Raw genomic sequence first — 24839 nt, forward strand, 5'->3', positions numbered from 1 at the left:
AGGGTGTGATTCCAGTGTCTGCGCGTTGAGGCTAAGTTGAGATGTCGCTCAAGAGGTCTAATGACAACGGCCGTCCGATGCATTGCCTCGTTGCCAGAGACCACATCAGACAGGCTCTTGTGCTGTGAATCTGGTCTGTTATCCGAACGGTTACCCGGAGATAATTGCGTGAATGCATTTGCGCCACCATCCAGTTTTGCTAATGATTATCATTCGCGAGGCTATCTCACGCGTAAGCAAAGTGTCAACAGATGAAACAAAACATTTCTTGATTTGCATCATGATTTTTCCGCTAAGCCCCAGTAAACGGGCGCTGCAGAGTGCATAAAATGGCGTTCACCGCCGTCTGAACTGCGGTTTTTGTCAGTATTACCGCATAGAGCAGGCAGAATAGCGCCAGGGAGTACATCATGGCGACTGAACATTTAGCCATAGAGAAACATCAAGAATGATTAATTTTCACGGCAATAACGCGGCGTGGTCCGATCACTTATTTTTCGCTGCAATATAAGGGATACTTATAAATAACAGGAGTATTCCTAATGCGTTCACGCTGGATGTATTCCATGCTAGCGGGCCGATTTTTAGCCGCGCCCGCTGGCTATTCCCATTTTCATTGGCAAGACTATATTGAAAGAAGCTCTGCTCTAGAGCGAGAATATGGGTAATTTTCCGAGGAAATACCGCATGACCCTGTTGCCCAAGCAGAGCAATAACAAAAATCCGATTGATCTCTATGGCGAAATCGTAGACGACTTGCCCGGCCTGATTTGCTTCGGCAACCGCCTTGGCGGTTACTTCAATAAACAGTGGCGCGACTATACCGGCGCTATCGCCGGTGAACACGGCGCCGCCGACTGGCTCGATGCTCTGCACCCCGACGATCGCGAGCGGCTGGCTGCGCAGTGGCGCCAGGCGATCGTGGCCCTCTCCTCGTTCGCCGGCGAGGCCCGCCTGTGCGATCGCAGCGGCACCTACCGTTGGTTTATGCTGGCGTTTAACGCCCGGCAGGACGGCATGGCGCTGGAGCCCAGCTGGTACCTGACGGCGACCGACATTCATCCGCAAATGCTGCAGCGCCAGCAAAACGTTCAGGCGCTGTCTATCCAGCAAGACATGCTGGACGCCAGCGTGGACTGCATTAAAGTGATCAATCACGACGGCACGCTGCGCCACATGAACCGCTCCGGCAGCCTGGCGCTCGGCCTTGATCCGGGGCAAAAAGAGTTTGGCATGCCCTGGCTGGGGCTGCTGTCGCCCGAGATCCGGCGCCGCGGCCGCAAGGCGCTGCGCAGCGTCAGAGCCGGAAAAAATGCGCGCTTCACGGGATTGAGCGTGACGCCGCAGGGCAAAAAACAGCACTGGGACAACATTCTCACGCCGGTCAGCGACGAACACGGCACCGTGGCCGAGATCTTGTGCGTGTCACGCGACGTGACTTCGCAACGCGTGATGGAACAACGCCTGTTGCTCGCCAGCGAATATGACGAATTGACCGGCCTGCCCAACCGGCGCCTGTTCAAGAAGAAACTGAAGCAAGAGATGAAGCGGGCCCTGCACGGCAACAAGTCGCTTGGGCTGATGCTGCTGGATCTTGACCACTTCAAGCTGGTGAATGACACGCTGGGCCACGCGGCGGGCGACCATCTGCTGCGGGTTTTGGGCAAAAGGCTCAGCGCCTGCATGAATACGCACTCGTTCGTCTCTCGCCTCGGCGGCGATGAGTTCGCCGTCGTGATCAGCGACGTCGAAAACGAGCAGGATATTTTCCGCATCGCCAACAAATTTCTGCTGCAGCTGGAGACGCCGATCACCCACGGCGGCAAGACGCTGCATTGCGGCATGAGCATCGGCGGCGCCATCTACCCCAAAGACGCACGCGACGCTTCGGAACTGATGAAATGCGCCGACACTGCGCTGTATGAACTGAAAGACGGCGGCCGCGGCGGCGTCTATATGTTCGACCGCAAAATGATGGACAAGGCGCGCGCCCGCGCCAGCCAGCTCAACTACGCGCGCCAGATCGTGCGCGACAACTGCATCCGCCCCAGCTACCAACCGAAGGTCAGCCTGACCGACGGCAGCATCGTCGGCTTTGAAGCCTTACTGCGCTGGCACTGCCCGATCAACGGCGTGCAGCTGCCGGCGACGGTGAGCGAGGCGTTCAACGACTACGAGCTGGCTACCAAGATCAGCGAAGCCATGCAGCTGAAGGTCTTCGCCGATATCGCCCGCTGGCGCGCGGCCGGCGTGGCGGTGCAGCCCATCTCGCTGAACGTGTCGCCGATCGAGTTTTTACGCGACAACTACGCCGAAACTTTCCTGCAGCGCCTGCTGAAGTTCCACATTCCCCACCACCTGATCGAACTGGAGGTGACCGAACACGCGTTCAACAAGCACGGTTCGAAGTACGTGCTGCGCGCGTTGCAAATGCTCAAGGAGATGGGCATCCGCATCGCGCTGGACGACTTCGGCACCGGTCACTCCTCGTTCAGCCATATCATGGATTATCCGCTGGACTGCATTAAGCTGGATTGCGACTTCGTTCAACGTATGAATACCGAACCGGCGATCCTGGCGATCGTGGAAAGCATCGGCATTCTCGGTCAAAAGCTGTCGATCGATATCATCGCCGAGGGGGTGGAAACCGAGCAGCAGCGGCAAACGCTGTGCGAAGCCGGTTTCCACATCGGCCAAGGTTTTCTGTTCAGCCGGGCGGTGGAATCCCAGCGGGTGCCCGAGCTGCTGCAGGCAGCACCGCAGCCTGTCGACGGCCGTTAAACGCCCTGCCGGTTATCGAACGGCGCCAGCTGCATGCCGATAAGCGTCACCACGCAGACGATCGCGCCGGCGTAAAAGGTGGAGGCGGAACCGACCAGCTCCCACAGCATGCCGGCCCCGAGACTCGCCAGCAGCAGCGCCACGCCGCTGACCAGGTTGAACATGCCGAACGCGGTGCCGCGCAGGTGCGCCGGCGCGGTATGCGCCACCATCGCCGCCAACAGCCCCTGCGTCATGCCCATGTGCACGCCCCACAGCGCCACGCCAAACAGCACGCACGCCCAATGATCGCTCAACGCCAGCACCACATCGGCGGCGATCAGCACCAGCAAACCGGCTTTTAACATTCCTTATGGCTCATGCGGTCGGACAGTTTACCGAACGGATAGGCCGAGCAGGCGTAGACCAGGTTCATGGCGACCATCACCAGCGGGATCAACGCCAGCGGCGTGCCGCCCTGCTGCGCCTTCAGCACCAGAAACGCCTCGCTGAAGCGCGCCAACGTGAAGACGGCGCCGATGCCCACTCCCCACCAATAGCCGCGCCCCAGCAGCCGCAGATTGGCGCGAGTAATCGGGTGGGTTCGCTTGTCGGTTATCACGGCGGCCGGCTCTTTCAGGCCGAAGAACAGCAGCGCGATCGCCAGCGCCGCCGGGATCGCCGCCACCCAAAAGATGGCGCGAAAATCGTTGTGCCACAGCAGCATCAGGCCGACGGCCAGCAGTGGCCCTAAAAAGGCGCCGACGGTATCCAGCGACTGGCGCAGCCCAAAGGCCGCGCCGCGAATTTCCGGCGGCGTCACATCGGCCACCAGGGCGTCGCGCGGCGCGCCGCGGATGCCTTTGCCCACGCGATCCAACAGGCGCGCGCCCATCACCATGCCGGATGACGACGCGACGGCAAAAAACGGTTTGCTGATGGCGCCCAGCCCGTAGCCCAGCAGCGCCAGCCCTTTACGCTTGCCGAGGTAATCGCTGAGCACGCCGGAGAACACCTTGACGATCAATGCCGTCGCCTCCGCCAGCCCTTCGATCAGCCCGATGACGATCACGCTGACGCCGAGCGTCGTCGCCATAAACAGCGGCAGCAGGCTGTGGATCATTTCCGAGGAAACGTCCATCAGCAGGCTCACCCCACCCAAGATCCACACGCCGCGCGGTATGCGGCCCAACGTAACGAAGCGCGACGACATGGTTCATCCTCGAAAGATTCAGCGCCACCGGCGGCGCATCATGATTTTTCCAAGATTGGATAGTTGATTTTGTTCGTTCACAGACCTTTAGCCTTCAGAGATAGTGCAACGACCCTGTGACAATCCTAATAATGAAGGTAATTAACATAATGATAGATAGCAAAAAGATGATAGTGATGGCGGCGCTGCTGAGCTTTTCCGCCGCGGCCGCGCCAGGGGTGGACATCGTCGCCAACGAAACGCCGATCCATACGGTGAAGAACGCCGAGGCGGTCGCCAAAATCCCCGCCGGTTTCAAGTTCGTGGAGCCCGGTACGCTGACGGTGGCCATTTCCCTGCTGGGCAGCGGCCCGCCGTTCGGCCTGTACGCCCGCGACAACAAAACGGTGATCGGCAGCGAGGCGGACATCGCGCGCCTGGTGGCCGACGGTTTGGGGTTGAAACTCAAGCTGGTGCCCACCTCGTGGGAAGACTGGCCGCTGGGGGTGGCCTCCGGCAAATATGACGCCGCGGTTTACAACATCACCGTGACCAACGAACGCAAGACCAAATTCGATTTCGCCACCTATCGCCAGGATACGCTGGGCTTCTACGTCAAATCCGACAGCAAGATCACCCAGATCAACACCGCGCCGGATATCGCCGGTAAAAAGATCATCGTCGATTCCGGCACCAACCAGGAAGCGGTGCTGCTGGCCTGGGACAAGGAGAACCGCGCCAAGGGGCTGGCGCCGCTGCAGCCGGTGTACGTCACCGACAAGGCCGCCTCCACGCTGGCCATTCAGTCCGGCCGCGCCGACGCCACCTTCGGGCCCAACGTCTCCGGCGCTTACCAGGCTCGGCTGACCGGCAAAACCCGGCTGGTAGGCATCGTGCCCGGCGGCTGGCCGAAAACCGCCAACATCGCCGTCACGCTGAAGAAAGGCAACGGCCTGGTGGACGCGGTGCAGGCATCGCTCAACAGCGCCATCGCCAACGGCAGCTATCTGCAGGTGCTGGATCGCTGGGCGGAGAGCGACGAGAAGATCGCCCATTCCGAGATTAACCCGCCGGGACTGGGAGACTAAGGCGTGAACCGGCCCCGCATCGAGGGGCCGGCTATTGATGGTCAATCATGATGTTTCATTCCGCCGCCGCTTTCTGCCTTCCCAGCTTGCGGTACAGCGTGCTGCGCGAAACGCCGAGCGCCTTCGCCGCCCGGCTGAGGTTGCCGCCCGCCCTGCCGATCGCCGCCTGCAGATCCTCCAGGCCGGTATCGTCGTTCTCCTGGCGCGGCGCCAGCACCGCGATGGACTGCGGCAGATCGTCCAGAGTGAGCACCGCATGATCGTCCGCCAGCGCCAGCAACACCTTGAGCGTACTCAACAGCTGCCGCACGTTGCCGGGCCACGGGTAGCGCGCCAGCATCGCCAGCGCCTCCGGCAGCAGGCGAATGTCGCGCCGCTCGCCGCCCAGCTCTCGCCACAGCTGCAAAATGAAGGCTTCCAGCTGCGCCCGCTCTCTGAGCGGCGGAATGAGCAGGCTGTATTCCTGGATGCGGTACAGCAAATCCTCGCGAAATGCCCCCGCCTGTACCTGCCGATGCAGATCGTGGTGCGTGGCGCAGACCAGCGCGAAATCGACCGGATAAGCGCTGCGGCTGCCGAGCGGCGTGACCGTTTTTTCCTGTAACACCCGCAGCAGCCGCGTCTGCAGGCCCGCCGGCATGTCGCCGATTTCATCGAGGAACAGCACGCCGCCGTCCGCCTCGCGGATCTTGCCGATATAGCCTTTCGGGTTGGCGCCGGTAAACGCCCCCGGGGCATAGCCGAACAGCTCGGACTCGATCAGCGGCTCAGGCAGCGCCGCGCAGTTGATCGCCACGAAGTTGCCGTTGCGCCAGCGGCTCTCTTGAAACAGGCGTCGGCTGAAGTGCTCCTTGCCGCAGCCGGTTTCGCCGGTCACGCACAGAGAAAGACCGGCATTGAGAATGCGCAGCGCCTTCTGATGCTGTTCGTCATGCCTTTCCGCCGGCGGCGGAACCGAACGCAGGGCGCTGACGCGGCGCTGCGGCGCCTCGAGCAGCGAATAATAATGCCGTTGATTGCCGGCCAGCGTCTGGTGCGGTGCGCCGTAGGGCTGCCGCAGCAGATCGGGGAACAGCTGGGCGAACTCAACCGAGCCGAATGCGGCCGGTGAAAGCTGGAACTCCAGCATCGCCAGCCGATTGGCGGCGACCAGCACTTCGTCGTGAAACACCAGCAGCAGCTCCTGCGCGCTGCCCAGGCTACCGGCGTCGGCGTGCAGGCGCAGCGTCCAGTGACGATCGGCGATCGCGCTTCTGACCCAGCGGTGTTCGATATGTCGCACCGCCTGCATGATCAGGCGCTGTGCATCGCGATACGGCCGCTGCGCGGGGGCGGAAAGATCCAATATCCCGGCAATGTGGCCATCCGGCCGGTAGATCGGCGCGGCGGTGCAGTTCAATCCGGCATTTTGGTTGAGGTAATGCTGGTCGCCGCGCACTTCGCAGAACGCGCCCAGCGCCAGCGCGGTGCCGATGGCGTTGGTGCCCCGCTCCGCTTCTCCCCACGGGTTGCCCGGCGCCAGCGCAAAGCGCGATGCCTTATGCAGAAAATCGGTATTGCCGCGGGTTTCCAGCACCAGCCCGTCGGCGTCGGCAATGACCACAATGGCGGGCTGGCGCGTAATTTGCGCGCCCAGCTGCTCGATCAGCGGCTGCACCCGTTGCGGCACCCAGTCGTTGCGGCTGCGCCGCTCTTCGAGCAACCCGGCTTTGATGAACGAGATGTGCTGATCGGCGCGCGCCAGGCCGTAGCCCCGGCTGCGCTGCCAGGATTCCGCCAGCGGATGGGTCAACAAACTGGCGCCCTCAGTGGGCAAGCGGTCGTCAGGCAACATGCGTTTCTCCCCCGTTCGCGAGTGTTGCAAATATGTATCACAGATGTGTATCAGGCGTTGCGACACGGGACACAAAAAATCATCGCCGGCGGCGGCACCGCTCGATTCCCTAAGCCATATCCGTTTTTAACACGCTAATAAATAAGCTCTTTTAACGAGCATCTTCGCCATTCATCAATCTGGCACGGGGCGTGCTTCTCCCTGCTGTGGCGGCATGCCGCACTCACAGGCGCAGCGCAATAGCGCCGGTTATCATCTGCAGAGAGGTGCTTCACATGAAATATGTCCACCCCGGTTTGCCTGGCTCGCTGGTTTCGTTCCGCAAACGCTATGGCAACTACATTGGCGGCAAATTCGTCGAACCGGTATCCGGCAACTACTTCACCAACACCTCGCCGGTGACCGGCCAGCCGATCGCCGAATTCCCGCGTTCCGACGCCAAGGACATCGAGCTGGCGCTCGACGCGGCGCATGCGGCGGCGGACGCCTGGGGCAAAACCAGCGTGCAGGAGCGCTCCAACGTGCTGCTGGCGATCGCCGATCGCATCGAAGCGCGGCTGGAGATGCTGGCGCTGACCGAAACCTGGGACAACGGCAAACCGATCCGCGAAACCCTGAACGCCGATCTGCCGCTGGCGGTCGACCATTTCCGCTACTTCGCCGGCTGCCTGCGCGCGCAGGAAGGCACCGCGGCGGAGATCGACCAGAACACCGTGGCCTACCATATCTATGAGCCGCTGGGCGTAGTCGGCCAGATCATTCCGTGGAACTTCCCTCTGCTGATGGCCGCCTGGAAACTGGCGCCGGCGCTGGCGGGCGGTAACTGCGTGGTGCTGAAACCGGCGGAACAGACCCCGCTTGGCATCAGCGTGCTGATGGAAGAGATCGGCGATCTGCTGCCGCCGGGCGTGCTCAACGTGGTGCAAGGCTTCGGCGCCGAGGCCGGCGAAGCGCTGGCGCGCAGCAAACGCATCGAGAAGATCGCGTTCACCGGCTCCACACCGGTCGGCCGCCATATCCTCGCCTGCGCAGCGGAAAATATCATTCCCAGCACCGTCGAGCTGGGCGGCAAATCGCCGAACATCTATTTTGAAGACATCATGCAGGCGGAGCCGGAGTTTATCGACAAGGCGGTTGAGGGGCTGGTGCTCGGCTTCTTCAACCAGGGCGAGGTCTGCACCTGCCCTTCACGCGCATTGATCCAGGAATCCATCTACCCGCAGTTTATGGAGAAAGTGCTCGCGCGCATCGCCACCATCCGCCAAGGCGACCCCTTCGACACCGACACCATGCTCGGCGCACAGGCGTCACAGGAGCAATACGATAAGATCCTGTCCTACATCGACATCGCCAAGAATGAAGGCGGCAACATCCTCGCCGGCGGCAAACGCACGCAGCACGGGGATGAATTGCAAAACGGTTTCTATCTGCAGCCGACGTTGATTACCGGCAACAACAGCATGCGCTTCTTCCGCGAGGAGATCTTCGGGCCGGTGATCGGCGTCGCCACCTTTAAAGACGAGGCCGAAGCCCTGGCGCTGGCCAACGACACCGAGTTCGGTCTGGGCGCCGGGCTGTGGACCCGCGACATCAACCGCGCCTACCGCATGGGCCGCGCGATCAAGGCGGGCCGCGTATGGACCAACTGCTATCACCTGTACCCGGCGCACGCCGCGTTCGGCGGCTACAAGAACTCCGGTATCGGGCGCGAAACCCACAAGGCGGCGCTGTCGCACTATCAGCAGGTGAAAAACCTGCTGGTCAGCTACGACGCCAAACCGCTGGGCCTGTTCTGATCCGGGCGTAACAACAAGAAGGCCACCCGCAGGTGGCCTTCTTATTTGGCATGGTTGATGGCGTGATTTATTTCGCCATGCCGAGATCGATCACCATGCGACCGCGAATGGTGCCCGCCTTCATCTCGTCGAAGATGGCATTGATATCGCCCAGTGGCCGTTTGGTCACTTTCGGCGTCACTTTGCCTTCGGCGGCGAACTGGAACGCCTCTTTCAGATCTTCACGCGTGCCCACCAGCGAGCCCACCACCTGAATGCCGTCCAGCACCAGGCGCGGAATGCTCAGATCCATGCTCTCCGGCGGCAGCCCCACGGCCACCACTTTACCGCCGGCGCGCACCGCATTCACCGCCGAGTTGAAGGCCGCTTTCGCCACCGCCGTCACCACCGCCGCGTGAGCGCCGCCGGTTTGCTGCTGAATGATCTCCTCCGCGTTTTGCGTTTTGGAGTTGATGGTCAGATCGGCGCCGATCTGTTTGGCGAACTCCAGCTGGCCGTCGTTGACGTCGATGGCGATCACCTTGGCGTTAAACACGTTCTTGGCATACTGCAGCGCCAGGTTGCCCAGCCCGCCCAGGCCGTAGATGGCGATCCACTGCCCCGGCTTGATATCGGAAATCTTCACCGCCTTGTAGGTGGTGACGCCGGCGCAGGTAATGCTGCTGGCGGCGAAAGAATCGAGCCCGTCCGGCACTTTCACCGCGTAGTCCGCCACCACGATGCACTCTTCCGCCATGCCGCCGTCAACGCTGTAGCCGGCGTTTTTCACCGAACGGCACAGGGTTTCGTTGCCGCTGACGCAGTATTCGCAATGGCCGCAACCCTGGTAAAACCAGGCGACGCTGGCGCGGTCACCCACTTTTAACGAGGTGACGCCCTCACCGACGGCGGAGACCACGCCGATGCCCTCATGCCCCAACGTAATGCCCGGCACCTCGCCGAAATCGCCGTTTTTCACGTGCAAATCAGTGTGGCACACCCCGCAACACTCCATTTTCAACGCCGCCTCGCCGTGCTTCAGCGGGCGCAGCACTTTATCCTGAATGTCTACGGTATGGTTTTTCGTCACTACGGCAGCTTTCATGGTGTTTTCCTTAGCAGAATGGGAAGTACAGTTGTTAATGTAGTGACTGTATTCGGTGAGGGCAAGCGCCGCGTGTTTTGTGTAAAAACAAATAATTAAATATGAATCAGCATGATTATTTCATAAAAAACAATTAACAGACGTCGCGATCCCAGGCGAATGATTTGCCTGTTCGCTGGCGCCACCATGACCTGATTCAGCCCTTAAATCGATTCACGGGGATTTTCAGATAGTGTTGCCCATCGTCTTCACAGTCAGGCAAAACGCCGCCGCGAATATTGACCTGCAGCGCCATCAGCATGAGTTCCGGGTGCGGCAGCGTGGCGTCCCGCTGTTTTCTTTGCGCAACGAACCGGGATTTATCCATGTTGACCACCCAGGGATTGTTCTCGCGCTGCTCTCTCACGGTGCTTTCCCAACGGGCCTCACGCCCCGCCGGGCGGTAATCATGGCCGGTAAACAGGCGGGTATCCGCCGGCAGGCTCAGGATCCGCTGCAATGAGTCCCACAAGGCTTCCGCATTGCCGCCAGGAAAGTCGGCCCTTGCGGTACCGCTGTCCGGCATGAAGAACGTATCGTGGATAAACGCCGCATCCGCAATGTGGTAAGTGACGGACGCCAGCGTGTGCCCGGGAGACAGCAAGACTTCAGCGCGCAGGTTGCCGATAAAAAAAACGTCCCCGTCCGCGAACAGCACATCCCAGACGGTCTTGGCCGCAGGCAGGTCTTTTAAATTATAGATCTCTTCCCACAGCCCCTGAACGGCGGTAATTTTTTCACCGATGCCGGTGAAGGCGCCGGTTTTCTGCGCCAGCCAGGTGGCAGCCGAAAAATGATCGGCGTGCGGGTGCGTATCCAACACCCAGGCCACTCCCCACCCCCGTTGATGGATAAAATTCAGAATGTCGTTGGCCTGTTGATGCGAGACCGTGCCCGATCGGCGGTCAAAATCCAGCACCGGGTCGATAATCGCACAGCGGCGCGCCTCGGGATCGGCAACCACATACTGCAGGCTGCCGCTTTCCGGCTCATAAAACGCGTGAACTTCCGCCGTGGCCCGCACGGACCGATGCTTGCCATACCAACTGAGCGCCTTATCGGCGTCCGCGCCGTATTCGTCGCATTGGCGGCGAAACTGCGCTTCATCTATCTGACCTTCGCGCAGCGCATACAGCAGGGAAAGGCAGGCAGATCGAGCCCCGCTTCTGCAGTGCGCCAGGGTCTTCCGGCCTTGCCGCAGCAGAAACTGGAAGGTGTAAACGGTCTCCCAGGTCAGCGTATCGAACGTGTAAGGGAGATAGACGTAACGCATCCCCCCTTGTTCAGCCAACGCTTTCTCTTGCTGATGATCAAGATACTCCCCCGGTTCCTCGTCCGGCCGATTGTTGACGATAAGGCGGTAGCCCTGTTGAGACAGCGCCTTGAAATCACTCGCTTCAGGCGCGCCCGAAAAGGAGAGCTGAGGGTGGTAAGTGCGGATGCGCATGTTTTTTTCCTTCTGTTTCATAGGCTTTTAAATAACATATACAGGGCCAGCGCCAGGAGCATGACGGCATAGAGCACATTGATAATGTCCTCGCGTTTTTTCAGGCGCTCGGCGAGCGCCACCCCCACCACGCCGCCCAGAACGCCACCGACGATGAGCCAGCACGTAATCGCGATCGAGACCTTTCCCGACATGGCGTAGCTGGCGCTGGTCGACAGCCCCATGGCCGCCACGACCACCAGTGAGGTTGCCACCGCTTCAACCATCGAGAAGCGGAAAAACCAGACCAGCACCGGCACAACCAAAAATCCGCCGCCGATGCCCAGAAAGCCCGCCAGCCCGCCCAGGGCCAGCACGCTAGGCCATACGATGGCGGGATGAACGGCAGCATGGGGGGACGGCAAGGGGGGGCCGGCAAGGCGATTTCTTTTCAGCGTCAATCCGGCGACAACCAGCATCAACAGGGAAAAAGGCAGGGTTAAGTAGTGCCCGTCCGTGATTTTTCCCATCTGAGATCCCGCCAGAGCGCCCATAACAGCGACCAGCGAAACGACAACCCCGGTCTGCCACCTGACGTTGCCTTTGGAGGCGTGCGCGGCCAGGTTGATCAGCGCGTTAATGGCCACGGACATGGCGCTGGTTCCTATAATCAAATGCGTATCCGGCACTTTCACCATATACAGCAATAACGGCACGCAGACGATTGACCCGCCGCCGCCGGTCAGGGCCAGGAGGAATCCCACAATTCCCCCGGTGACCACTAACAGCATCACGATATAAAAACTGAAATGGAAAAAATCCACTGCACTAATCCCTTAATGATGCTCATGCCATTTATTAACGATCAGTTCACCGGCAATGTCAAATAACTTATTTCGATTTGTTATTACATATATCAAAATGGAATATGTGAATTTTGATATAACCACAAGTTCTATGAATTCGCTTTTAATCTGGCCAGCAACCCCCTACTTTCTTATGAAAGGAGGCCTGCATGAAACCCGAAAAAATAAATACCCAGAAAAGCGTCGTTGTTATTGGCGGCGGCTCATCCGGAATAGGTATCGCGGCAAGCATAAGGAAGCGAATTAAAGACATCGATATAACGGTCGTGGAACCTAACGACTGTCATTATTATCAACCGGCATGGACCCTTGTGGGCGGCGGGCTCTTTGATATCAATAAAACACGGCGTTCCCTGCGCGCTGTCCTGCCCGCAGGAACCGCATGGGTACAGGATAGCGTTGTCAGGGTCGAGCCCAGTCAAAAATACATCGAGACTCGCCAAGGGCAGAAAATAAACTATGACTTTCTTATTGTTGCGTGCGGCCTCGTTTTACGCTGGGATAAAATAGAAGGCCTTGAAGACACCCTGGGATTAAACGGCGTCACCTCTAATTATCGCTTTGATCTTGCCGAATACACCTGGCAACTGGTTCAGGAAATGAAAGGCGGCCAGGCGATATTTTCTCAACCGGCACTACCCATAAAATGCGCCGGCGCACCGCAAAAAGCCCTGTATCTTTCATGCGACCACTGGCGCCGCCAAGGCATTCTGAATAATATTAACGTCAATTTCTGCCTTGCGGGCACGGCGATTTTCGGCATTCCGCAATTTGTTCCCCCGCTGAGCGAGTATTTGCAAAAATACCGTGCAAAGGTCAATTTCAATCATCATTTAATTCGTGTTGATGGCCCGAATCGGCAAGCAACATTTGCCGTAGAGACAAATGAAGAGGGAAAACGCGAGTTAACCCTGCCCTTCGATATGCTCCACGTGGTGCCGCCTCAATCGGCCCCGGCGTTTATTTCGCAAAGTGGGCTCGCAGAGGGATCCGGCTGGTGCGATGTGGATAAATTGACGCTGCAGCATAAGCATTGGCCGGATATTTTTGCGGTAGGCGACTGTTGCTCAACGCCAAACGCCAAAACCCTGGCGGCAGCCCGAAAGCAGGTGGTGGTGGTGGCGGAAAACGTCGCGGCGCTGATTCATGGCGCGCCTCTCACGGCCCATTATGATGGCTATGGTTCCTGTCCGTTGACGGTCGAGAAGGGCAAAGTTGTGCTGGCGGAGTTTGGCTATGACGGTAAGTTACTGCCCACGTTTCCCCTGCTCGACGCAACCCAGCCCAGCCGTCTGGCCTGGTGGCTGAAAGCCTGGTTTTTCCCCGGTTTTATTGGGCGGGCATGCTGCGTGGGGTTGAATGGTTTGCCGGCAGCAAGCGGCCGTGACGCACACTCGGCCCCCTTGCCACTCTGGCCGCAGCAGACGCTTGACTATTTGGCGAGACAAAGCCACCATCGCTTGCAGGTCCATCAGGCTGATTGCAAGCCGTTACCACTACCGGTCGATCATCGATGAAAAATGCCCCCGCAGTGACGATCCACTACTGTTCACAATGCAACTGGCTGCTGCGCGCCGGCTGGATGGCGCAAGAGCTGCTCAATACCTTCGGCGACGATCTCGCCTCCGTCACGCTGATGCCGGGCACCGGCGGGGTCTATCAAATCAGCGTCGATGGCGTGATGATTTGGGATCGCAAAATTGACGGCGGCTTCCCCGATGCGGCGCAGCTGAAGCAGCGGCTGCGCGATCACAGCTTCCCCGATCGTTCTCTCGGCCACAGCGACGGGAAGAAAGCCAGGCACTGAACATCCGGCGGCAAGCACAGCTTCAATTTAACGCATAGCTGGCCGCCATCACGACGCCATTCATGGTCATATGCAGCCCAATGGGCAAATAGATCCCTTTGGATCTTACTCGGGCGGCCGTTAACACCAGCGAGATGAGCACCAGGGCTGCCAATGTGCGCCAATCGGTGTACTGGGTATGCAAAACGGCAAAGATGACAGACACCGTTAACGCGGCCCAAATCACCTTATCGTTAAACCAATACATCAGTGCGTTAAACAGACAGCCGCGAAATACGTCATAGACGGGGACGACGAAAACCAACAAAGCGGCATTGAGCGCCAAAATCTCGCCGGGCAATGCCACCTGCTCCGTCACCCAGGTTTCCGTTTTTTCCACGCCCATCAAGCGCGGGAAAATAAACTGAATCACCAACAGCGCGAACAGCAGCAGCGCAAAATCGTTGCGTTTAACCTCGCCTTTGCCCAATCCTTCTCTACGGCGGAAAAAGAGCAGGTATAACGAAAAGATAGCGACAAATTCCATTCCGTACAGCAACGGCAGCAATAGCCCTTGTCGCATCAAGGCGGCTCTGTTCTCAATGAACAACGGAATAAATGTAATCAGGAACATCAGCAAAAACATGGAAAAGCAGCCATTAACGGCTCGCGTTCTCGCGATAAACGCATTGTCGACCATATAACCATCCTTAGTTTTGAGCAGCGATTGACGGAACGGTAGCAAGGCAAGAGACCGCGGCAGTTTATCCCTATGCGATATCATTGTCATGAACCCGTTCGCAGCGAACGTCCATTCGCAAATTTCTCCAAGCCATTGGCACGCGGTTGATTTCGCCCGGGTCTCCTGCGTTATACTGAGCGCTCTTTTAGCCACGTAATTAATAAAATTTTATGATTGAACGCTTGCTCGAAAACACGATGTACGCCTCCCGTTGGCTGCTCGCACCGGTTTATGTCGGCCTTTCACTGGCTCTGGTCGCCCTGTCGATCAAGTTTTTTCAGGAGATCCTGCACGTCCTGCCCAACATTTTTTCTATCGCCGAAGCCGATCTGATCCTGACCCTGCTGTCGCTGGTCGACATGGCGCTGGTGGGCGGGCTGTTGGTCATGGTGATGTTCTCCGGGTATGAAAACTTCGTCTCGCAGCTGGATATCACCGAAGGGAAAGAAAAGCTGAGCTGGCTGGGCAAAATGGACGCCACCTCGCTGAAAAACAAAGTCGCCGCCTCCATCGTCGCCATCTCTTCCATTCACCTGCTGCGGGTGTTTATGGACGCCAAGAACGTGCCGGACAACAAGCTGATGTGGTATGTGATCATCCATCTCACCTTCGTGCTGTCCGCTTTCGTGATGGGCTATCTGGACAAGGTCACCCGTTCCAAGCACTAACCACGCGCTACCACACCCGATCGCCAGCATCGGGTGCCTCCTTCCTCTCCATTCTGCGCCTGTTTCTCCGCCATCATGTCTTTCATCTGGCACATCTGATGATAATTTTATTATAATTCTATTACACTCACCATGGACTGAACGCCGGCCATCGCACCGGTTTCGCCGCAGACAGGATCACGCGCCCCCATGCCATTGAATGGTCATCCCCTGCAATTCAACGATATTCAGGCGATTTTGCCTCATCGCTATCCCTGCCTGTTGGTCGATCGCGTGCTGCCCGCCGGCACCTGCATTGCCGAAGGGCGGCTGAGCGCCATCAAGAACATCACCGCCAATGAGCCGACGTTCTGGAGCGGCCACGCTCACTTCGCCGGTTTTCCCGGCGTGCTGTTGGTAGAAGCGCTGGCGCAAAGCACCGGCCTGCTGGCCCATTACTATCTCGGGGCGCTGAACGAAGGGGAACACTACTATTTCGCCGCCATCCAGCGGGCGCGTTTTTATCGCGCCGCCCGCCCCGGCGATCAGGTGCTGATGGAGGTCGCCTTTGTGCGCCGGCGCGGGGCGATCGCCCGCTTTACCGGCCGTGCCAGCATCGACGGCCAACGCATTTGCACCGCCGATTTCATGTGCGCCCGTAAATAGGCCGCTTGCCAAAGGAGCCCTGCGAATACCATGTCTCTGGTTGACAGCTTACTCAGAACCCTCGATTTCTCTCCGCGCGGCCAGGTGATCGCCCGCGAAGCCGACGCCTGGGGCGAAATCATCGTTTCCGATCACAAGGACTACCGCACGCTGCGGTTTGACGGCATCTGCGAGCAGAGCAAGATGAGCCTCAGCAACCCCGCGCAGCCGATCCACAACTACATCAAAGCGATGCTGATGGCGGTGGCCTGGCAGCCGCCGACGTCGGCGTTGATCCTGGGGTTGGGCGGCGGCAGCCTACTGCGTGCGCTGCACGCCCTCGATCCGACGATGCGCCTGGACGTGGTCGAGCTGCGCGCCGCGGTGATCGCCATCGCACGCCGTTATTTTACGCTGCCGGTCACCGACACCATCAGCCTGCGCACCGCCGATGCCATGGACTTCGTGCGCCCGCCCGCCGAGACGCGCTACGATCTGATCTTCTCCGATCTCTATTCGGCGTTTGCCATGGATCCGCAGCAAGGCAGCCAGACCTTCCTGGAAAACTGCGCCGCACGGCTGAACGACGGGGGCTGGCTGGTGCTGAATTACCACGATCTGCCCGACGAAAATAGCCTGCTGTACCACAGCCTGCACCGGGTATTCAACACCGTGCTGTTTTGCGTCGCCCCCAGCGGCAACGTCATTATTTACGCCACGCTAGCCCGGGTGACGCTGCCGCTGAGCGCGCTACGCAATCTGGCCGCTGGCAGCGGCGAACTGTTCAACTGCGAGCTCGGCTATCTGTCGCGCAAAATAGAGCGGCTGCATTTCCGCTAAAGGCGGGGGCGACGCGGTCTGGCTGGCCGCTTCGCCCACGTGGTATTATCATTCAGTTATCATTCTCTGGAGGATCCTGATGGAAAAGAAAACGGCGCGGCTAACGGTGCTGATTGACCCGGACAAGAAAAAAGCCCTGGAAGACCTGTGCCTGCAGCAGGACGTCACCCCTTCCCAGGTGGTGCGCCAGCTGATCCGCGATTACCTGCATAAGCATCAGGTGGACTATCCCAGCCAGCCGACCCACGCCAACCCGCGCGTAGAGAGCAATTGAGCGGCGGCCTGCCCCGCATACCGTGAAGCGCGCTATCCCCCCTGCGCGCGTCCCTAATCCGAATCCTCCGTTGCGCTCTGTCCATTCGGCAGCATCGCTGCTACTGTTTGATGCGTTCATCCCTCTTCGGAAAGGAAGCGCCATGTTCAGCCATATTACCGTCGGCGTCAGCGATCTGGACGCCGCCGCCGCATTCTACGACGCCATTCTGTTGCCGCTGGGATTACAGCGGCGGGAAGTGACGCCGGACGGCGGCCCCGCCGCCCGCTGCTGGGTGATGCCGGGGCAAACGCTGCCGCGTTTCTATGCCTACCAACCCTTCGACAGACAGCCTGCCAGCGCCGGCAACGGCAGCATGCTGGCCTTTCTCGCCGCCGATGAGCTGGAGGTCAAGCGCGCCTACGCCGCCGGCCTGCTGGCGGGCGGCAGCAGCGAAGGCGAACCCGGCGAACGCGCGCACTACGGCAAAGGCTATTTCGGCGCTTACCTGCGCGATCCCGACGGCAACAAGGTGCATGTGGTTTACCGGGGAGATCTCGCCTGATGAAATGCTCGGTTTACATCGCCACCAGCGTGGACGGCTTCATCGCCGTAGCGGACGGCGACATCGACTGGCTGCTGCGGCCCGAGTACGCGGTTTCATTGCTCAACGGGCTAAGCTATGAGGCGTTTATCGCCGACATCGACGCGCTGGTAATGGGGCGCCATACCTATGAGAAAGTCCGCGCCTTTCCCGAGTGGCCCTATGGCGAACTGCCGGTGGTGGTGCTGTCGACGCAGCCGCCCGCACAACAAGATACCGGGCACATTCGCTGGATGACTGGCGAACCGGCGGCCATCGTGGCGCAGCTGGCCGATCAAGGCTGCCGTCACCTGTATATCGACGGCGGCCAGACCGTCCAGCGCTTCCTGCAGGCCGGGTTGATCGACGAGCTGACTATCACGCGCGTGCCGCTGCTGTTGGGCGGCGGCATTCCCTTGTTCGGCACCGATGGCCCGGAGCAGCGCCTGCGCCTGCTCGCCGTCACCCCCTCGGACAACGGCTTCGTGCAAGAACGCTACGCGGTTCAGCGCGCGTCGTAACGCAGCATCAGCCGGCGGCCGCCGAAGGCGATGAGCAACGCCGCCAGCGCCAACAGCGCCGCCGTCCCGTAGGTCACACGCATACCGTAAGCCGCGGCGGCGGCGGTTCCCACCACCCGCTGCGAAGCCAGATAAAACAGCGCCCCCATCGCCGAAGCACCGGTGATCGCCCCGAGATTGCGCGCCAGATTGACCATGCCGGCGATCAAACCGCGCCGTTCAGGAAACAGATCCTTCATCAGCATGGTGTTGTTGGCCACCTGAAACAGCGCATAGCCGGCGGTCAGCAGCGCGATGGGTGCCACATAGCCGAGCACGCCGGCGCGGCTAAGCAGCGACAGCAACGCCGCACCGGCGGCCACCGCCGCCAGCCCAAACTGGGCGATGCGCTGCGATCCAAAACGATCCACCAGATAACCGGCCGGAATGCCGGTCAGGATCGCCACCGCCGGCCCCGCCGACATCACCAGCCCGACCTGCGCAGCGCTTAACCCCAGCGCGCGTGACAGATAGAACGGCCCGACGACCAGCGTGGCGGTCATGACCGTCATCACCAGCGCGCTGGCCGCCAGCCCCGCCGTCAGGGCCGGATGGCGGAACATCGTCGGCGCCAACAGCGGCGATGCGGCGCGGCGCTCCACGCCGATGAACAGCGCCCCCGCCAACAGGGCCCCCAGCATCAACGCCAGGTTGAGCGCGCCGAAATTGCCGCGCCCCAGGGTCATCGCCAGCGAATAGCAGAGCAATGCGCCGCCCAGCAGCAGCGTACCGGCGCGATCGAACGGTTCCTGGCGCGCGGCCGGGCGCGCCCCCTCCGGCAAGTATCGCCAGGCGAGCCACAGCGCCAACAGGCCCAGCGGCAGATTGATCAGAAACATCGCCCGCCAGCCGAAACCGGCGATCAGCGCGCCGCCCAACGACGGCCCCAACGCGGTGCCCACTGCCGACATGGTACCGAGCAGCCCCATCGCGCGGCCGATTTTTTCCGTGCCCAGCGCCTCGCCCGCCAGCGCCATGGCGATCGACATCATGACCGCGCCCCCCAGCCCCTGCGCCATGCGCGCCGCCAGCAGCAGCCAAAGCTGCGGGGCCAGCGCACAAGCCAGCGAAGCGGCGGTAAACAGCGCGATACCCGCCAGCAGCAGGCGGCGGCGATTAAGGCTGTCGCCCAAGCGACCGATGCCGATGATGCAGGTGGTGACGGCCAGCAAATAACAGAGCAATACCCACTGTACCGCCTGGAACGAAGCATGGAACGCGGTGGCGAGCGCCGGCAGCCCGACGTTGGCGATGCTGATGCCGAGTGATGACAGCAGCATGCTCAGAGACAGTGCGGCCAGTATGCCGCGGACGCCCTGCGGCGTAGGATGGGATAACATGATAAACACTCCTGACATAGACTGAGGGATAGCCTATGCCAGGGGTTGGGATGGCGGAAGACGCACGACATGCACTGTATCCATGCGTCTGACGCCTTATCTGACGCGAGCCGTTACCAGGCGGCGATCTCCGCCTCGGTGAGCGGCAGGGTTTGGGTGACGCCGGTTTCCGCCGCCAAGGTGGCCGCCTCCAGCACCGCCATCACCGCCAGCGCCTGCGCAGCGGTAACCGGGTTGGCGCCGGCGCCGCGCAGCGCGTCGCGCACCTGGACATAATACTGACGCTGGTCGCCATCCGGCGTCGGCAGCGTGCGCACCGGCTCCGTGCCGATAAACAGGCTCATCGCGTCGTCGTCTTTGCCCCACTCCGCCGAGCCCGGCGTCACACCGGCCAGCAGCTGGCTTTCCTGCCCGTCGGCGCGCGCTTTGACTACGCTGCCTTTCTCGCCGTGCACGGTAAAGCGCGCTACGCCCCCCGCCACCAGCATGCTGCCGTGCAGGATCACGCGGTGCGTCGGGTAGTTGAGCACCACGTGGGCCCAGTCGTTAACCTGCGCGTTGGGGCGCAGCGTGGCGATGTTGGCCTGCACGCTGTGCGGCAAACCGAACAGCTGCAGCGCCTGATCGACCATGTGCGGCCCCAGATCGAACCACAGCCCGCTGCCCGGCAGATTCTGTTCACGCCAGCGCACCCGCACTTCAGGGCGGTAGCGATCGATGTGCGACTCAAAGTGCGTCACCTTGCCGATCAGCCCCTGTTCGATCACCTGCTTCACGCCCAGGTAGTCGCTGTCCCAGCGGCGGTTCTGGAACACCGACAGCAGGCGATCGTGTTTTTCCGCCGCCGCAATCAGCGTGCGCGCCTGCGCCAAATCCAGCGTAAAGGGCTTATCCACCACCACGTGCTTGCCCGCTTCCAGCGCGGCCAGCGCCAGCGGCGCATGGGTATCGTTCGGCGACGCGATCACCACCAAATCCACCTCCGGCCGGCGGATAGCCTCCAGCGGGTCGGCGATCACCTGCGCGTACGGCAGATCGGCATGCACCTTGGCGGCATCGCGCGAAGCCACCACGCTCAGTTCCAGCCCCGGCACCGCGTTAATCAGCGGCGCGTGAAACGCCTTGCCGACAAAGCCGTAGCCAATCAGTGCCACCTGCAACGGTCGAGCGGTATCGTTCATCAGTGTTCTCCTCTAGCGGTCGTCGGCGACGACACAAAGTTCAATCAGTGATTGTTCGTCCAGGTTGTCCCACTGGCGATCGGTAAACAGCCGTTGGATCTGCGCCAGATCCGCAACGTGATGCGGTTCGCAGCGATCCAGCTTCATATGGTCGGCCACCAGCCAGCGCTCGCCGCTGTTGGCCAGCATGGCGCGTTTGACCTCGGCATCGGCCTCCTCGCCGGCGCTCAGCCCCAGCTGCGCATGCACCGCGCAGGCGCCCAGCAAGGCGATGTCCGCGCGGTAGCGCGCCAGCAACGCCAGGGTGGCGCCGCCGGCGAACAGCCGCTGGCGCGCATCCCATTGGCCGCCAAGCAGAATCAGGTTGATCTCCGGCCTGTCGCTCAGGCACTGCGCGATATCCAGTGAAGCGGTGATCACCGTGGCCGGCCCACGCAGCGCCTGCGCCACCGCCAGCAGCGTACTGCCCGCATCCAGCATCAGGGTGCTGCCGGGTGGGATCTGCGCGGCCACCGCGCGACCGAGCCGCTGCTTGACCTGCGGCAACAGCGCCGCACGCGCCTGGCGCGGCATGTCGGACGGTTCGAGCGCGATCGCCCCGCCGTGATGTTTCTGCGCCAACCCTTGCCGTTCGAGATCGGCCAGATCGCGGCGCACGGTATCGACCGAAACGCCGATGGCGCCGGCCAATTCCGCCACCGCCGCCTGCCCGCGTTCGCTGAGCAAATCCAGTAAATGGCGCTGTCGTGCCGCTTTGTGCATGGGTTTATTCCGCAATAAAAGCATAAAACAGCAATATACAGCAGAAAACAGCATCAGAGAAGCCGCAATGATGCGCACCGGAGATCAAACATCTTTTCGCCTGCGGGACGATGATGAAGGCATAACGCATAACAATCCGGAGAAGTGATGAGCATCGATCTGACGTTTGAAGACCTGAGCGCGCGCGCCGTGCAATACAACGCCCGCGCTTCGGTGGAAGATTTTGACGCCTGCATGGCGGAATACGCCGCGCTGGCCCAGCGCGCCAAGGCGCAGACACCCGGTATTTACGATCTGCGCTACGGCATGAGCGCCGCAGAGCGCCTCGATCTGTTCCCGGCCTGCACGCAGCCCGCCCCGCTGCTGATCTTTATTCATGACGGCTACTGGCATTCGCAGCGCAAAGAGGAAGCCTGTTCGATGGCCGCCGCGTTTGCCCGCCGCGGCGTGGCGGTCGCCACGCTGGAATACACGCTGGCACCGGAAGCGACGCTGGCGGAGATCGTGCACGAGGTGCGCAGCGCCGTCGCCTGGCTTTATCATCACGGGGCGCCTTTCGGCATCGACCCGGCACGCATTTTCGTCAGCGGCAGTTCGGCCGGCGGCCACCTGTGCGGCATGCTGATCGCCGACGGCTGGCAACCACGCTATCGCCTGCCGCCCAACGCGATCAAAGGCGCGTTGGCGCTGAGTGGCCTCTACGATCTGCGCCCGCTGTGCGATATCTACATCAACGACTGGCTGCACCTGACGCCCGAGCAGGCGCAAACCCTTAGCCCGCTGTTTTTACTGCCGGCGAAGGAACATGCGCCGCAGATATTGCTCGACGTCGGCCAGCGGGAAACCCAAGGGTTTAAAAACCAGACGCAGGCCTATTATGACGCCTGCCTGGCGTGCGGCCTCGACGTCCAGCTGCTGGCCGATCGCCACTGCAACCACTTTACACTGGTCAACGAACTGGCCGATGCGGAAAGCGCGATGTTTCGGCAGGTGATGGCGATGATTGACGCAACGCAAGCGTAGCCTGCCGTTGCAGCCACAGCCTGGCGGCGATCGCGATCGCCGCCAGTGCGGCAAACATGGCCCCACACAGCAGGCTGCCCTGTAGCCCCCAGGCAGCGATAAACCAACCGCCCACCAGCGACCCCACCGCCACGCCCAGGTTGATAAAGGCGATATACAGCCCGGTGGCGAACGCCTGCGCTTGCGGCGCTTCGGAGGTCAGCCAGACCTGCGTCACGATCAAACCGCTGGTGTGCGCCGCCCCCCAATACAGACAAAGTGCCGTCATCGCGCCAATATTCGAGCTGCCGTAGCGATACAACAGCGCATAAGCCGCAATCAAGGCTATCGGATGCAGCAGCACCGTCACTGCGCGATGGCGGCTCAACCCCTTGCCGGCCAAAAGGTTCCCCGCGACGCCGCCCACACCGAACGCCACCAGAAGCCAGCCGATGGCGGCGTCGCCAATACCGGCTTCACGGCTGAGGTACTCGGCTGCGTAAGCGTAGACGGCAAACATGGCGGCAAAGATCAGCACGCAGGTAGTGATATTCAACCACAGCGTGCCGCTGCGCAGGATTGCCAACTGCTTGCCGTAGCTGAGACGCTGCACGGCCGCATCAGGCAAGCGCCACAGCAATCCCAGCGCCGCCAGCAGGTTGACCAGCGCGCAAAATCGGAACGATGCCTCATAGCTGAACTGCCCGGCGATCCATTGCGTCAGCGGTATGCCCAATACCATCCCCATGCTGGTGCCGATAAACGCATAAGCGGTTGCTTTGGTGGCCAGATGCGGCGGATAAAGCGCCGCGGCCGCCACCATGGCCAGTGAAAAGTAGATCGGATGAAACAACGCCGGCAAAATACGCAGCAGCATCAGCATGGCAAAGCTGTCCGCCTGAGCGGCCAGCGCGCTGGCTGCCGTAAATACGGCCAACGCGATCAACAACATGCGTTTGCGATTGAACCGCGACGCCAGCAACACCAACAGCGGCCCGAACAGCGCAATGGTCAGGGCGAAGACCCCGACCAGCCAGCCGGCCTGCGCCGTGGAGATGCCATAGCGCGCGATGATCTGCGGTAAAATACCCACCACGCCGAACTCGATGCAGTAAACGCCGAACAGCCCCAGCGCGATGAAGAAAATCGGTGGCATCAGGCCCATGACGGCACTCCCGTGGCGGCATAAACCGCCTGACAAATCTCGCCGACAAAGGTGCCGGACATTCCTTCCAGCGCCGTGTTGGTAAATGCCACCACGCTGAGCTGCCGGGCAGGATCGACGAACCACGAGTGGCCATAGGTGCCGCCCATCCGCCAGCTGCCCACAGACTCCGGCGTTTGCGCAGCGACGGGATCTTTCAGCACGGTGATGCCCAGGCCGAAGCCGCGCCCTGGCCAAAACGGCATCGGCAGATCGCCGATTTGGTTGGTGGTCAGCGCCGTCACCCAATCAGTTGGCAGTACCGGCTTTCCTCCCTGGCGCAACGTTTCCAGCAGGCGCAGGAAATCCGCCGCCGAACCGACCATGCCGGCGCCGCCGGAGGCGTACGCCTGCGGATCCAGCGCACGCGCCGGCGACAGATGAAAACCGGCGCTGCCGTCGATGAAGGGTAAACGATCCGGCTGGCGCAGGCGGCGTGGCTCGCCGGGATGATCAGCGTAAGCGGCCGCCAGGCGCGCGGCGTCCACCGCCAGGAAATCGGTATCCGTCATCGCCAGCGGCCCGGTCACCCATTTTTTGACCGCCTGCGCCAGCGGCAGGCCGCTCGCCCGTTCAATAACCGCGCCCAACACATCGGTGGCGATGGAATAACGCCACTCCGCGCCGGGCGGTGCCAGCAACGGCGCGGAGGCAATGCGCCGCACATTTTCCGGCAGGCTGAGCGCCGCCTCATCCATCCCGTCGGAGACGCCCAATCGGGCGTAGCATCCGCCTTCCGGCTGAAAAAAACGGTAGCTTAACCCGGCGGTGTGGGTCATCAAATGGCGCAGCGTCAACAACGGGACGGTGCCGTCCGCCAGCCGCGGACGAAAATCCGGCAGCCAGCGGGTAACGGGATCGTCCAACCGCATGTCTCCTCGCGCCATCAGCGCCAGCGCCGCCGTGGACACGATCGGTTTGGACACCGAAGCTAACCTGAACAGCGTATTGCACGCCATCGGTTTGCCCGCTTCGCGATCTGCCATGCCCGCCGCACGTCGATAAACGATCTCACCGCCCTGCGCCACCAAAACGACCGCGCCAACCAATCGTTTTTCGCGCAAGGCTTTCTCTATCGCGCCGTCGATCGCGTTGGCGGAGGATCCGTATTCACTCATCTTTATTGCTCCAGGTAGTCAGCCCATGCTGTCGCCACCGAGCATAGAGCGTGGCGATTAACGGAAAAACAGGCTAGATTTCCTTTCATAG

22 protein-coding genes and 1 pseudogene are annotated in these 24839 nt (G+C 61.0%); 12 read left to right on the forward strand and 11 right to left on the reverse strand.

Features of this window, described 5'->3' with window-relative positions; genetic code table 11:
- Positions 1-687 precede the first annotated feature (687 nt).
- Positions 688-2781 carry a putative bifunctional diguanylate cyclase/phosphodiesterase gene (locus WCL58_RS03545; protein WP_159318018.1) on the forward strand — a complete coding sequence of 698 codons (2094 nt, stop codon included), beginning with the start codon at positions 688-690 and terminating at the stop codon, positions 2779-2781.
- Here the strand turns inward: WCL58_RS03545 and WCL58_RS03550 are convergent.
- Positions 2778-3973, reverse strand: a pseudogene (locus tag WCL58_RS03550) (MFS transporter). The gene WCL58_RS03545 and the pseudogene WCL58_RS03550 overlap by 4 nt on opposite strands.
- A 149-nt stretch (positions 3974-4122) precedes the next feature.
- Between WCL58_RS03550 and WCL58_RS03555 the strand changes: the two are divergent.
- On the forward strand, positions 4123-5040 hold the full coding sequence (locus WCL58_RS03555; protein WP_102984707.1) for an ABC transporter substrate-binding protein: 918 nt from the start codon (positions 4123-4125) through the stop codon (positions 5038-5040).
- 55 nt (positions 5041-5095) lie between these two features.
- On the opposite strand, the gene WCL58_RS03560 is transcribed toward WCL58_RS03555, so the two are convergent.
- Entirely contained in the window at positions 5096-6874 is a 1779-nt protein-coding gene (locus WCL58_RS03560) for a sigma-54-dependent Fis family transcriptional regulator (protein ID WP_197756553.1), read from the reverse strand.
- 275 nt (positions 6875-7149) lie between these two features.
- On the opposite strand from WCL58_RS03560, the gene exaC reads away from it, so the two are divergent.
- Complete coding sequence (exaC, locus tag WCL58_RS03565) at positions 7150-8670, forward strand: acetaldehyde dehydrogenase ExaC (RefSeq protein ID WP_060418971.1); 1521 nt, start codon at positions 7150-7152, stop codon at positions 8668-8670.
- Positions 8671-8737: 67 nt separating this feature from the next.
- Here the strand turns inward: exaC and adhP are convergent, their stop codons facing one another.
- The 3 genes from adhP to WCL58_RS03580 form a co-directional block, all read right to left on the reverse strand.
- The gene (gene adhP, locus WCL58_RS03570) at positions 8738-9754 is read right to left on the reverse strand and encodes an alcohol dehydrogenase AdhP (protein WP_004928541.1); all 1017 of its coding nucleotides are present in this window, start codon (positions 9752-9754) and stop codon (positions 8738-8740) included.
- Between the two features lie 196 nt (positions 9755-9950).
- Positions 9951-11240, reverse strand: coding sequence for a bifunctional sulfur transferase/dioxygenase Blh (blh, locus tag WCL58_RS03575; RefSeq protein ID WP_060418973.1), 1290 nt, complete (start codon positions 11238-11240; stop codon positions 9951-9953).
- Positions 11241-11257: 17 nt separating this feature from the next.
- Complete coding sequence (locus WCL58_RS03580) at positions 11258-12043, reverse strand: sulfite exporter TauE/SafE family protein (protein ID WP_336850522.1); 786 nt, start codon at positions 12041-12043, stop codon at positions 11258-11260.
- Positions 12044-12234: 191 nt separating this feature from the next.
- Between WCL58_RS03580 and WCL58_RS03585 the strand changes: the two genes are divergently transcribed.
- Together WCL58_RS03585 and WCL58_RS03590 are read left to right on the forward strand one after the other, a co-directional pair.
- Positions 12235-13602, forward strand: a complete 1368-nt coding sequence (locus WCL58_RS03585; RefSeq protein ID WP_336850523.1) for an NAD(P)/FAD-dependent oxidoreductase — start codon at positions 12235-12237, stop codon at positions 13600-13602.
- A complete protein-coding gene (locus WCL58_RS03590) occupies positions 13599-13892 on the forward strand; it encodes a SelT/SelW/SelH family protein (protein ID WP_004928553.1) in 294 nt (97 codons plus the stop codon). Before WCL58_RS03585 ends, WCL58_RS03590 begins: the two co-directional genes overlap by 4 nt.
- 22 nt (positions 13893-13914) lie before the next feature.
- Here the strand turns inward: WCL58_RS03590 and WCL58_RS03595 are convergent, their stop codons facing one another.
- Positions 13915-14571 carry a CPBP family intramembrane glutamic endopeptidase gene (locus WCL58_RS03595; protein ID WP_336850525.1) on the reverse strand — a complete coding sequence of 219 codons (657 nt, stop codon included), beginning with the start codon at positions 14569-14571 and terminating at the stop codon, positions 13915-13917.
- 215 nt (positions 14572-14786) lie between these two features.
- Here WCL58_RS03595 and WCL58_RS03600 point away from each other — a divergent pair, with 215 nt between their 5' ends.
- From WCL58_RS03600 to WCL58_RS03625, 6 genes are all read left to right on the forward strand, one after another.
- Positions 14787-15281 (forward strand): TIGR00645 family protein, encoded by a 495-nt coding sequence (locus WCL58_RS03600; protein ID WP_033648490.1) that lies wholly within the window; start codon positions 14787-14789, stop codon positions 15279-15281.
- A gap of 189 nt (positions 15282-15470) precedes the next feature.
- Positions 15471-15926: a 3-hydroxyacyl-ACP dehydratase FabZ gene (gene fabZ, locus WCL58_RS03605; RefSeq protein WP_038873003.1), complete on the forward strand. Its 456-nt coding sequence runs from the start codon at positions 15471-15473 to the stop codon at positions 15924-15926.
- Between the two features lie 30 nt (positions 15927-15956).
- Entirely contained in the window at positions 15957-16745 is a 789-nt protein-coding gene (locus WCL58_RS03610; protein ID WP_336850527.1) for a spermidine synthase, read from the forward strand.
- A gap of 79 nt (positions 16746-16824) precedes the next feature.
- Positions 16825-17019 (forward strand): ribbon-helix-helix domain-containing protein, encoded by a 195-nt coding sequence (locus tag WCL58_RS03615; protein WP_038872997.1) that lies wholly within the window; start codon positions 16825-16827, stop codon positions 17017-17019.
- Between the two features lie 142 nt (positions 17020-17161).
- On the forward strand, positions 17162-17563 hold the full coding sequence (locus WCL58_RS03620) for a VOC family protein (protein WP_048321551.1): 402 nt from the start codon (positions 17162-17164) through the stop codon (positions 17561-17563).
- Complete coding sequence (locus tag WCL58_RS03625; protein ID WP_336850529.1) at positions 17563-18102, forward strand: dihydrofolate reductase family protein; 540 nt, start codon at positions 17563-17565, stop codon at positions 18100-18102. Before WCL58_RS03620 ends, WCL58_RS03625 begins: the two co-directional genes overlap by 1 nt.
- Here WCL58_RS03625 and WCL58_RS03630 read toward each other — a convergent pair.
- From WCL58_RS03630 to WCL58_RS03640, 3 genes are all read right to left on the reverse strand, one after another.
- Complete coding sequence (locus WCL58_RS03630) at positions 18087-19481, reverse strand: MFS transporter (protein ID WP_102984711.1); 1395 nt, start codon at positions 19479-19481, stop codon at positions 18087-18089. The genes WCL58_RS03625 and WCL58_RS03630 overlap by 16 nt on opposite strands.
- Positions 19482-19594: 113 nt before the next feature.
- Positions 19595-20662 carry an oxidoreductase gene (locus WCL58_RS03635; protein WP_102984712.1) on the reverse strand — a complete coding sequence of 356 codons (1068 nt, stop codon included), beginning with the start codon at positions 20660-20662 and terminating at the stop codon, positions 19595-19597.
- A gap of 12 nt (positions 20663-20674) precedes the next feature.
- On the reverse strand, positions 20675-21424 hold the full coding sequence (locus WCL58_RS03640; RefSeq protein ID WP_336850531.1) for a DeoR/GlpR family DNA-binding transcription regulator: 750 nt from the start codon (positions 21422-21424) through the stop codon (positions 20675-20677).
- 147 nt (positions 21425-21571) lie between these two features.
- Here WCL58_RS03640 and WCL58_RS03645 point away from each other — a divergent pair, with 147 nt between their 5' ends.
- Complete coding sequence (locus WCL58_RS03645; RefSeq protein WP_336850533.1) at positions 21572-22447, forward strand: alpha/beta hydrolase; 876 nt, start codon at positions 21572-21574, stop codon at positions 22445-22447.
- On the opposite strand, the gene WCL58_RS03650 is transcribed toward WCL58_RS03645, so the two are convergent.
- Entirely contained in the window at positions 22374-23591 is a 1218-nt protein-coding gene (locus WCL58_RS03650; protein ID WP_336850535.1) for an MFS transporter, read from the reverse strand. The genes WCL58_RS03645 and WCL58_RS03650 overlap by 74 nt on opposite strands.
- Positions 23582-24748, reverse strand: coding sequence for a serine hydrolase domain-containing protein (locus WCL58_RS03655; protein ID WP_087762843.1), 1167 nt, complete (start codon positions 24746-24748; stop codon positions 23582-23584). Before WCL58_RS03655 ends, WCL58_RS03650 begins: the two co-directional genes overlap by 10 nt.
- Positions 24749-24839 lie beyond the last annotated feature (91 nt).

The organism is Serratia sp. TMDUHS_CL, from assembly GCF_037137105.1.
GTDB classification, from domain to species: Bacteria; Pseudomonadota; Gammaproteobacteria; order Enterobacterales; family Enterobacteriaceae; genus Serratia; species Serratia nevei.

Excerpts from the sequence above, each read along its gene's own strand:
- WCL58_RS03555 (WP_102984707.1), top strand. The coding sequence starts at position 4,123 with ATGATAGATAGCAAAAAGATGATAGTGATGGCGGCGCTGCTGAGCTTT.
- fabZ (WP_038873003.1), top strand. The coding sequence starts at position 15,471 with ATGCCATTGAATGGTCATCCCCTGCAATTCAACGATATTCAGGCGATT.
- WCL58_RS03650 (WP_336850535.1), bottom strand. The coding sequence starts at position 23,591 with ATGGGCCTGATGCCACCGATTTTCTTCATCGCGCTGGGGCTGTTCGGC.
- WCL58_RS03625 (WP_336850529.1), top strand. The coding sequence starts at position 17,563 with ATGAAATGCTCGGTTTACATCGCCACCAGCGTGGACGGCTTCATCGCC.
- WCL58_RS03630 (WP_102984711.1), bottom strand. The coding sequence starts at position 19,481 with ATGTTATCCCATCCTACGCCGCAGGGCGTCCGCGGCATACTGGCCGCA.
- WCL58_RS03655 (WP_087762843.1), bottom strand. The coding sequence starts at position 24,748 with ATGAGTGAATACGGATCCTCCGCCAACGCGATCGACGGCGCGATAGAG.
- WCL58_RS03640 (WP_336850531.1), bottom strand. The coding sequence starts at position 21,424 with ATGCACAAAGCGGCACGACAGCGCCATTTACTGGATTTGCTCAGCGAA.
- WCL58_RS03620 (WP_048321551.1), top strand. The coding sequence starts at position 17,162 with ATGTTCAGCCATATTACCGTCGGCGTCAGCGATCTGGACGCCGCCGCC.
- blh (WP_060418973.1), bottom strand. The coding sequence starts at position 11,240 with ATGCGCATCCGCACTTACCACCCTCAGCTCTCCTTTTCGGGCGCGCCT.
- WCL58_RS03585 (WP_336850523.1), top strand. The coding sequence starts at position 12,235 with ATGAAACCCGAAAAAATAAATACCCAGAAAAGCGTCGTTGTTATTGGC.
- WCL58_RS03560 (WP_197756553.1), bottom strand. The coding sequence starts at position 6,874 with ATGTTGCCTGACGACCGCTTGCCCACTGAGGGCGCCAGTTTGTTGACC.
- WCL58_RS03615 (WP_038872997.1), top strand. The coding sequence starts at position 16,825 with ATGGAAAAGAAAACGGCGCGGCTAACGGTGCTGATTGACCCGGACAAG.
- WCL58_RS03595 (WP_336850525.1), bottom strand. The coding sequence starts at position 14,571 with ATGGTCGACAATGCGTTTATCGCGAGAACGCGAGCCGTTAATGGCTGC.
- WCL58_RS03590 (WP_004928553.1), top strand. The coding sequence starts at position 13,599 with ATGAAAAATGCCCCCGCAGTGACGATCCACTACTGTTCACAATGCAAC.
- WCL58_RS03635 (WP_102984712.1), bottom strand. The coding sequence starts at position 20,662 with ATGAACGATACCGCTCGACCGTTGCAGGTGGCACTGATTGGCTACGGC.
- WCL58_RS03610 (WP_336850527.1), top strand. The coding sequence starts at position 15,957 with ATGTCTCTGGTTGACAGCTTACTCAGAACCCTCGATTTCTCTCCGCGC.
- WCL58_RS03645 (WP_336850533.1), top strand. The coding sequence starts at position 21,572 with ATGAGCATCGATCTGACGTTTGAAGACCTGAGCGCGCGCGCCGTGCAA.
- exaC (WP_060418971.1), top strand. The coding sequence starts at position 7,150 with ATGAAATATGTCCACCCCGGTTTGCCTGGCTCGCTGGTTTCGTTCCGC.
- adhP (WP_004928541.1), bottom strand. The coding sequence starts at position 9,754 with ATGAAAGCTGCCGTAGTGACGAAAAACCATACCGTAGACATTCAGGAT.
- WCL58_RS03545 (WP_159318018.1), top strand. The coding sequence starts at position 688 with ATGACCCTGTTGCCCAAGCAGAGCAATAACAAAAATCCGATTGATCTC.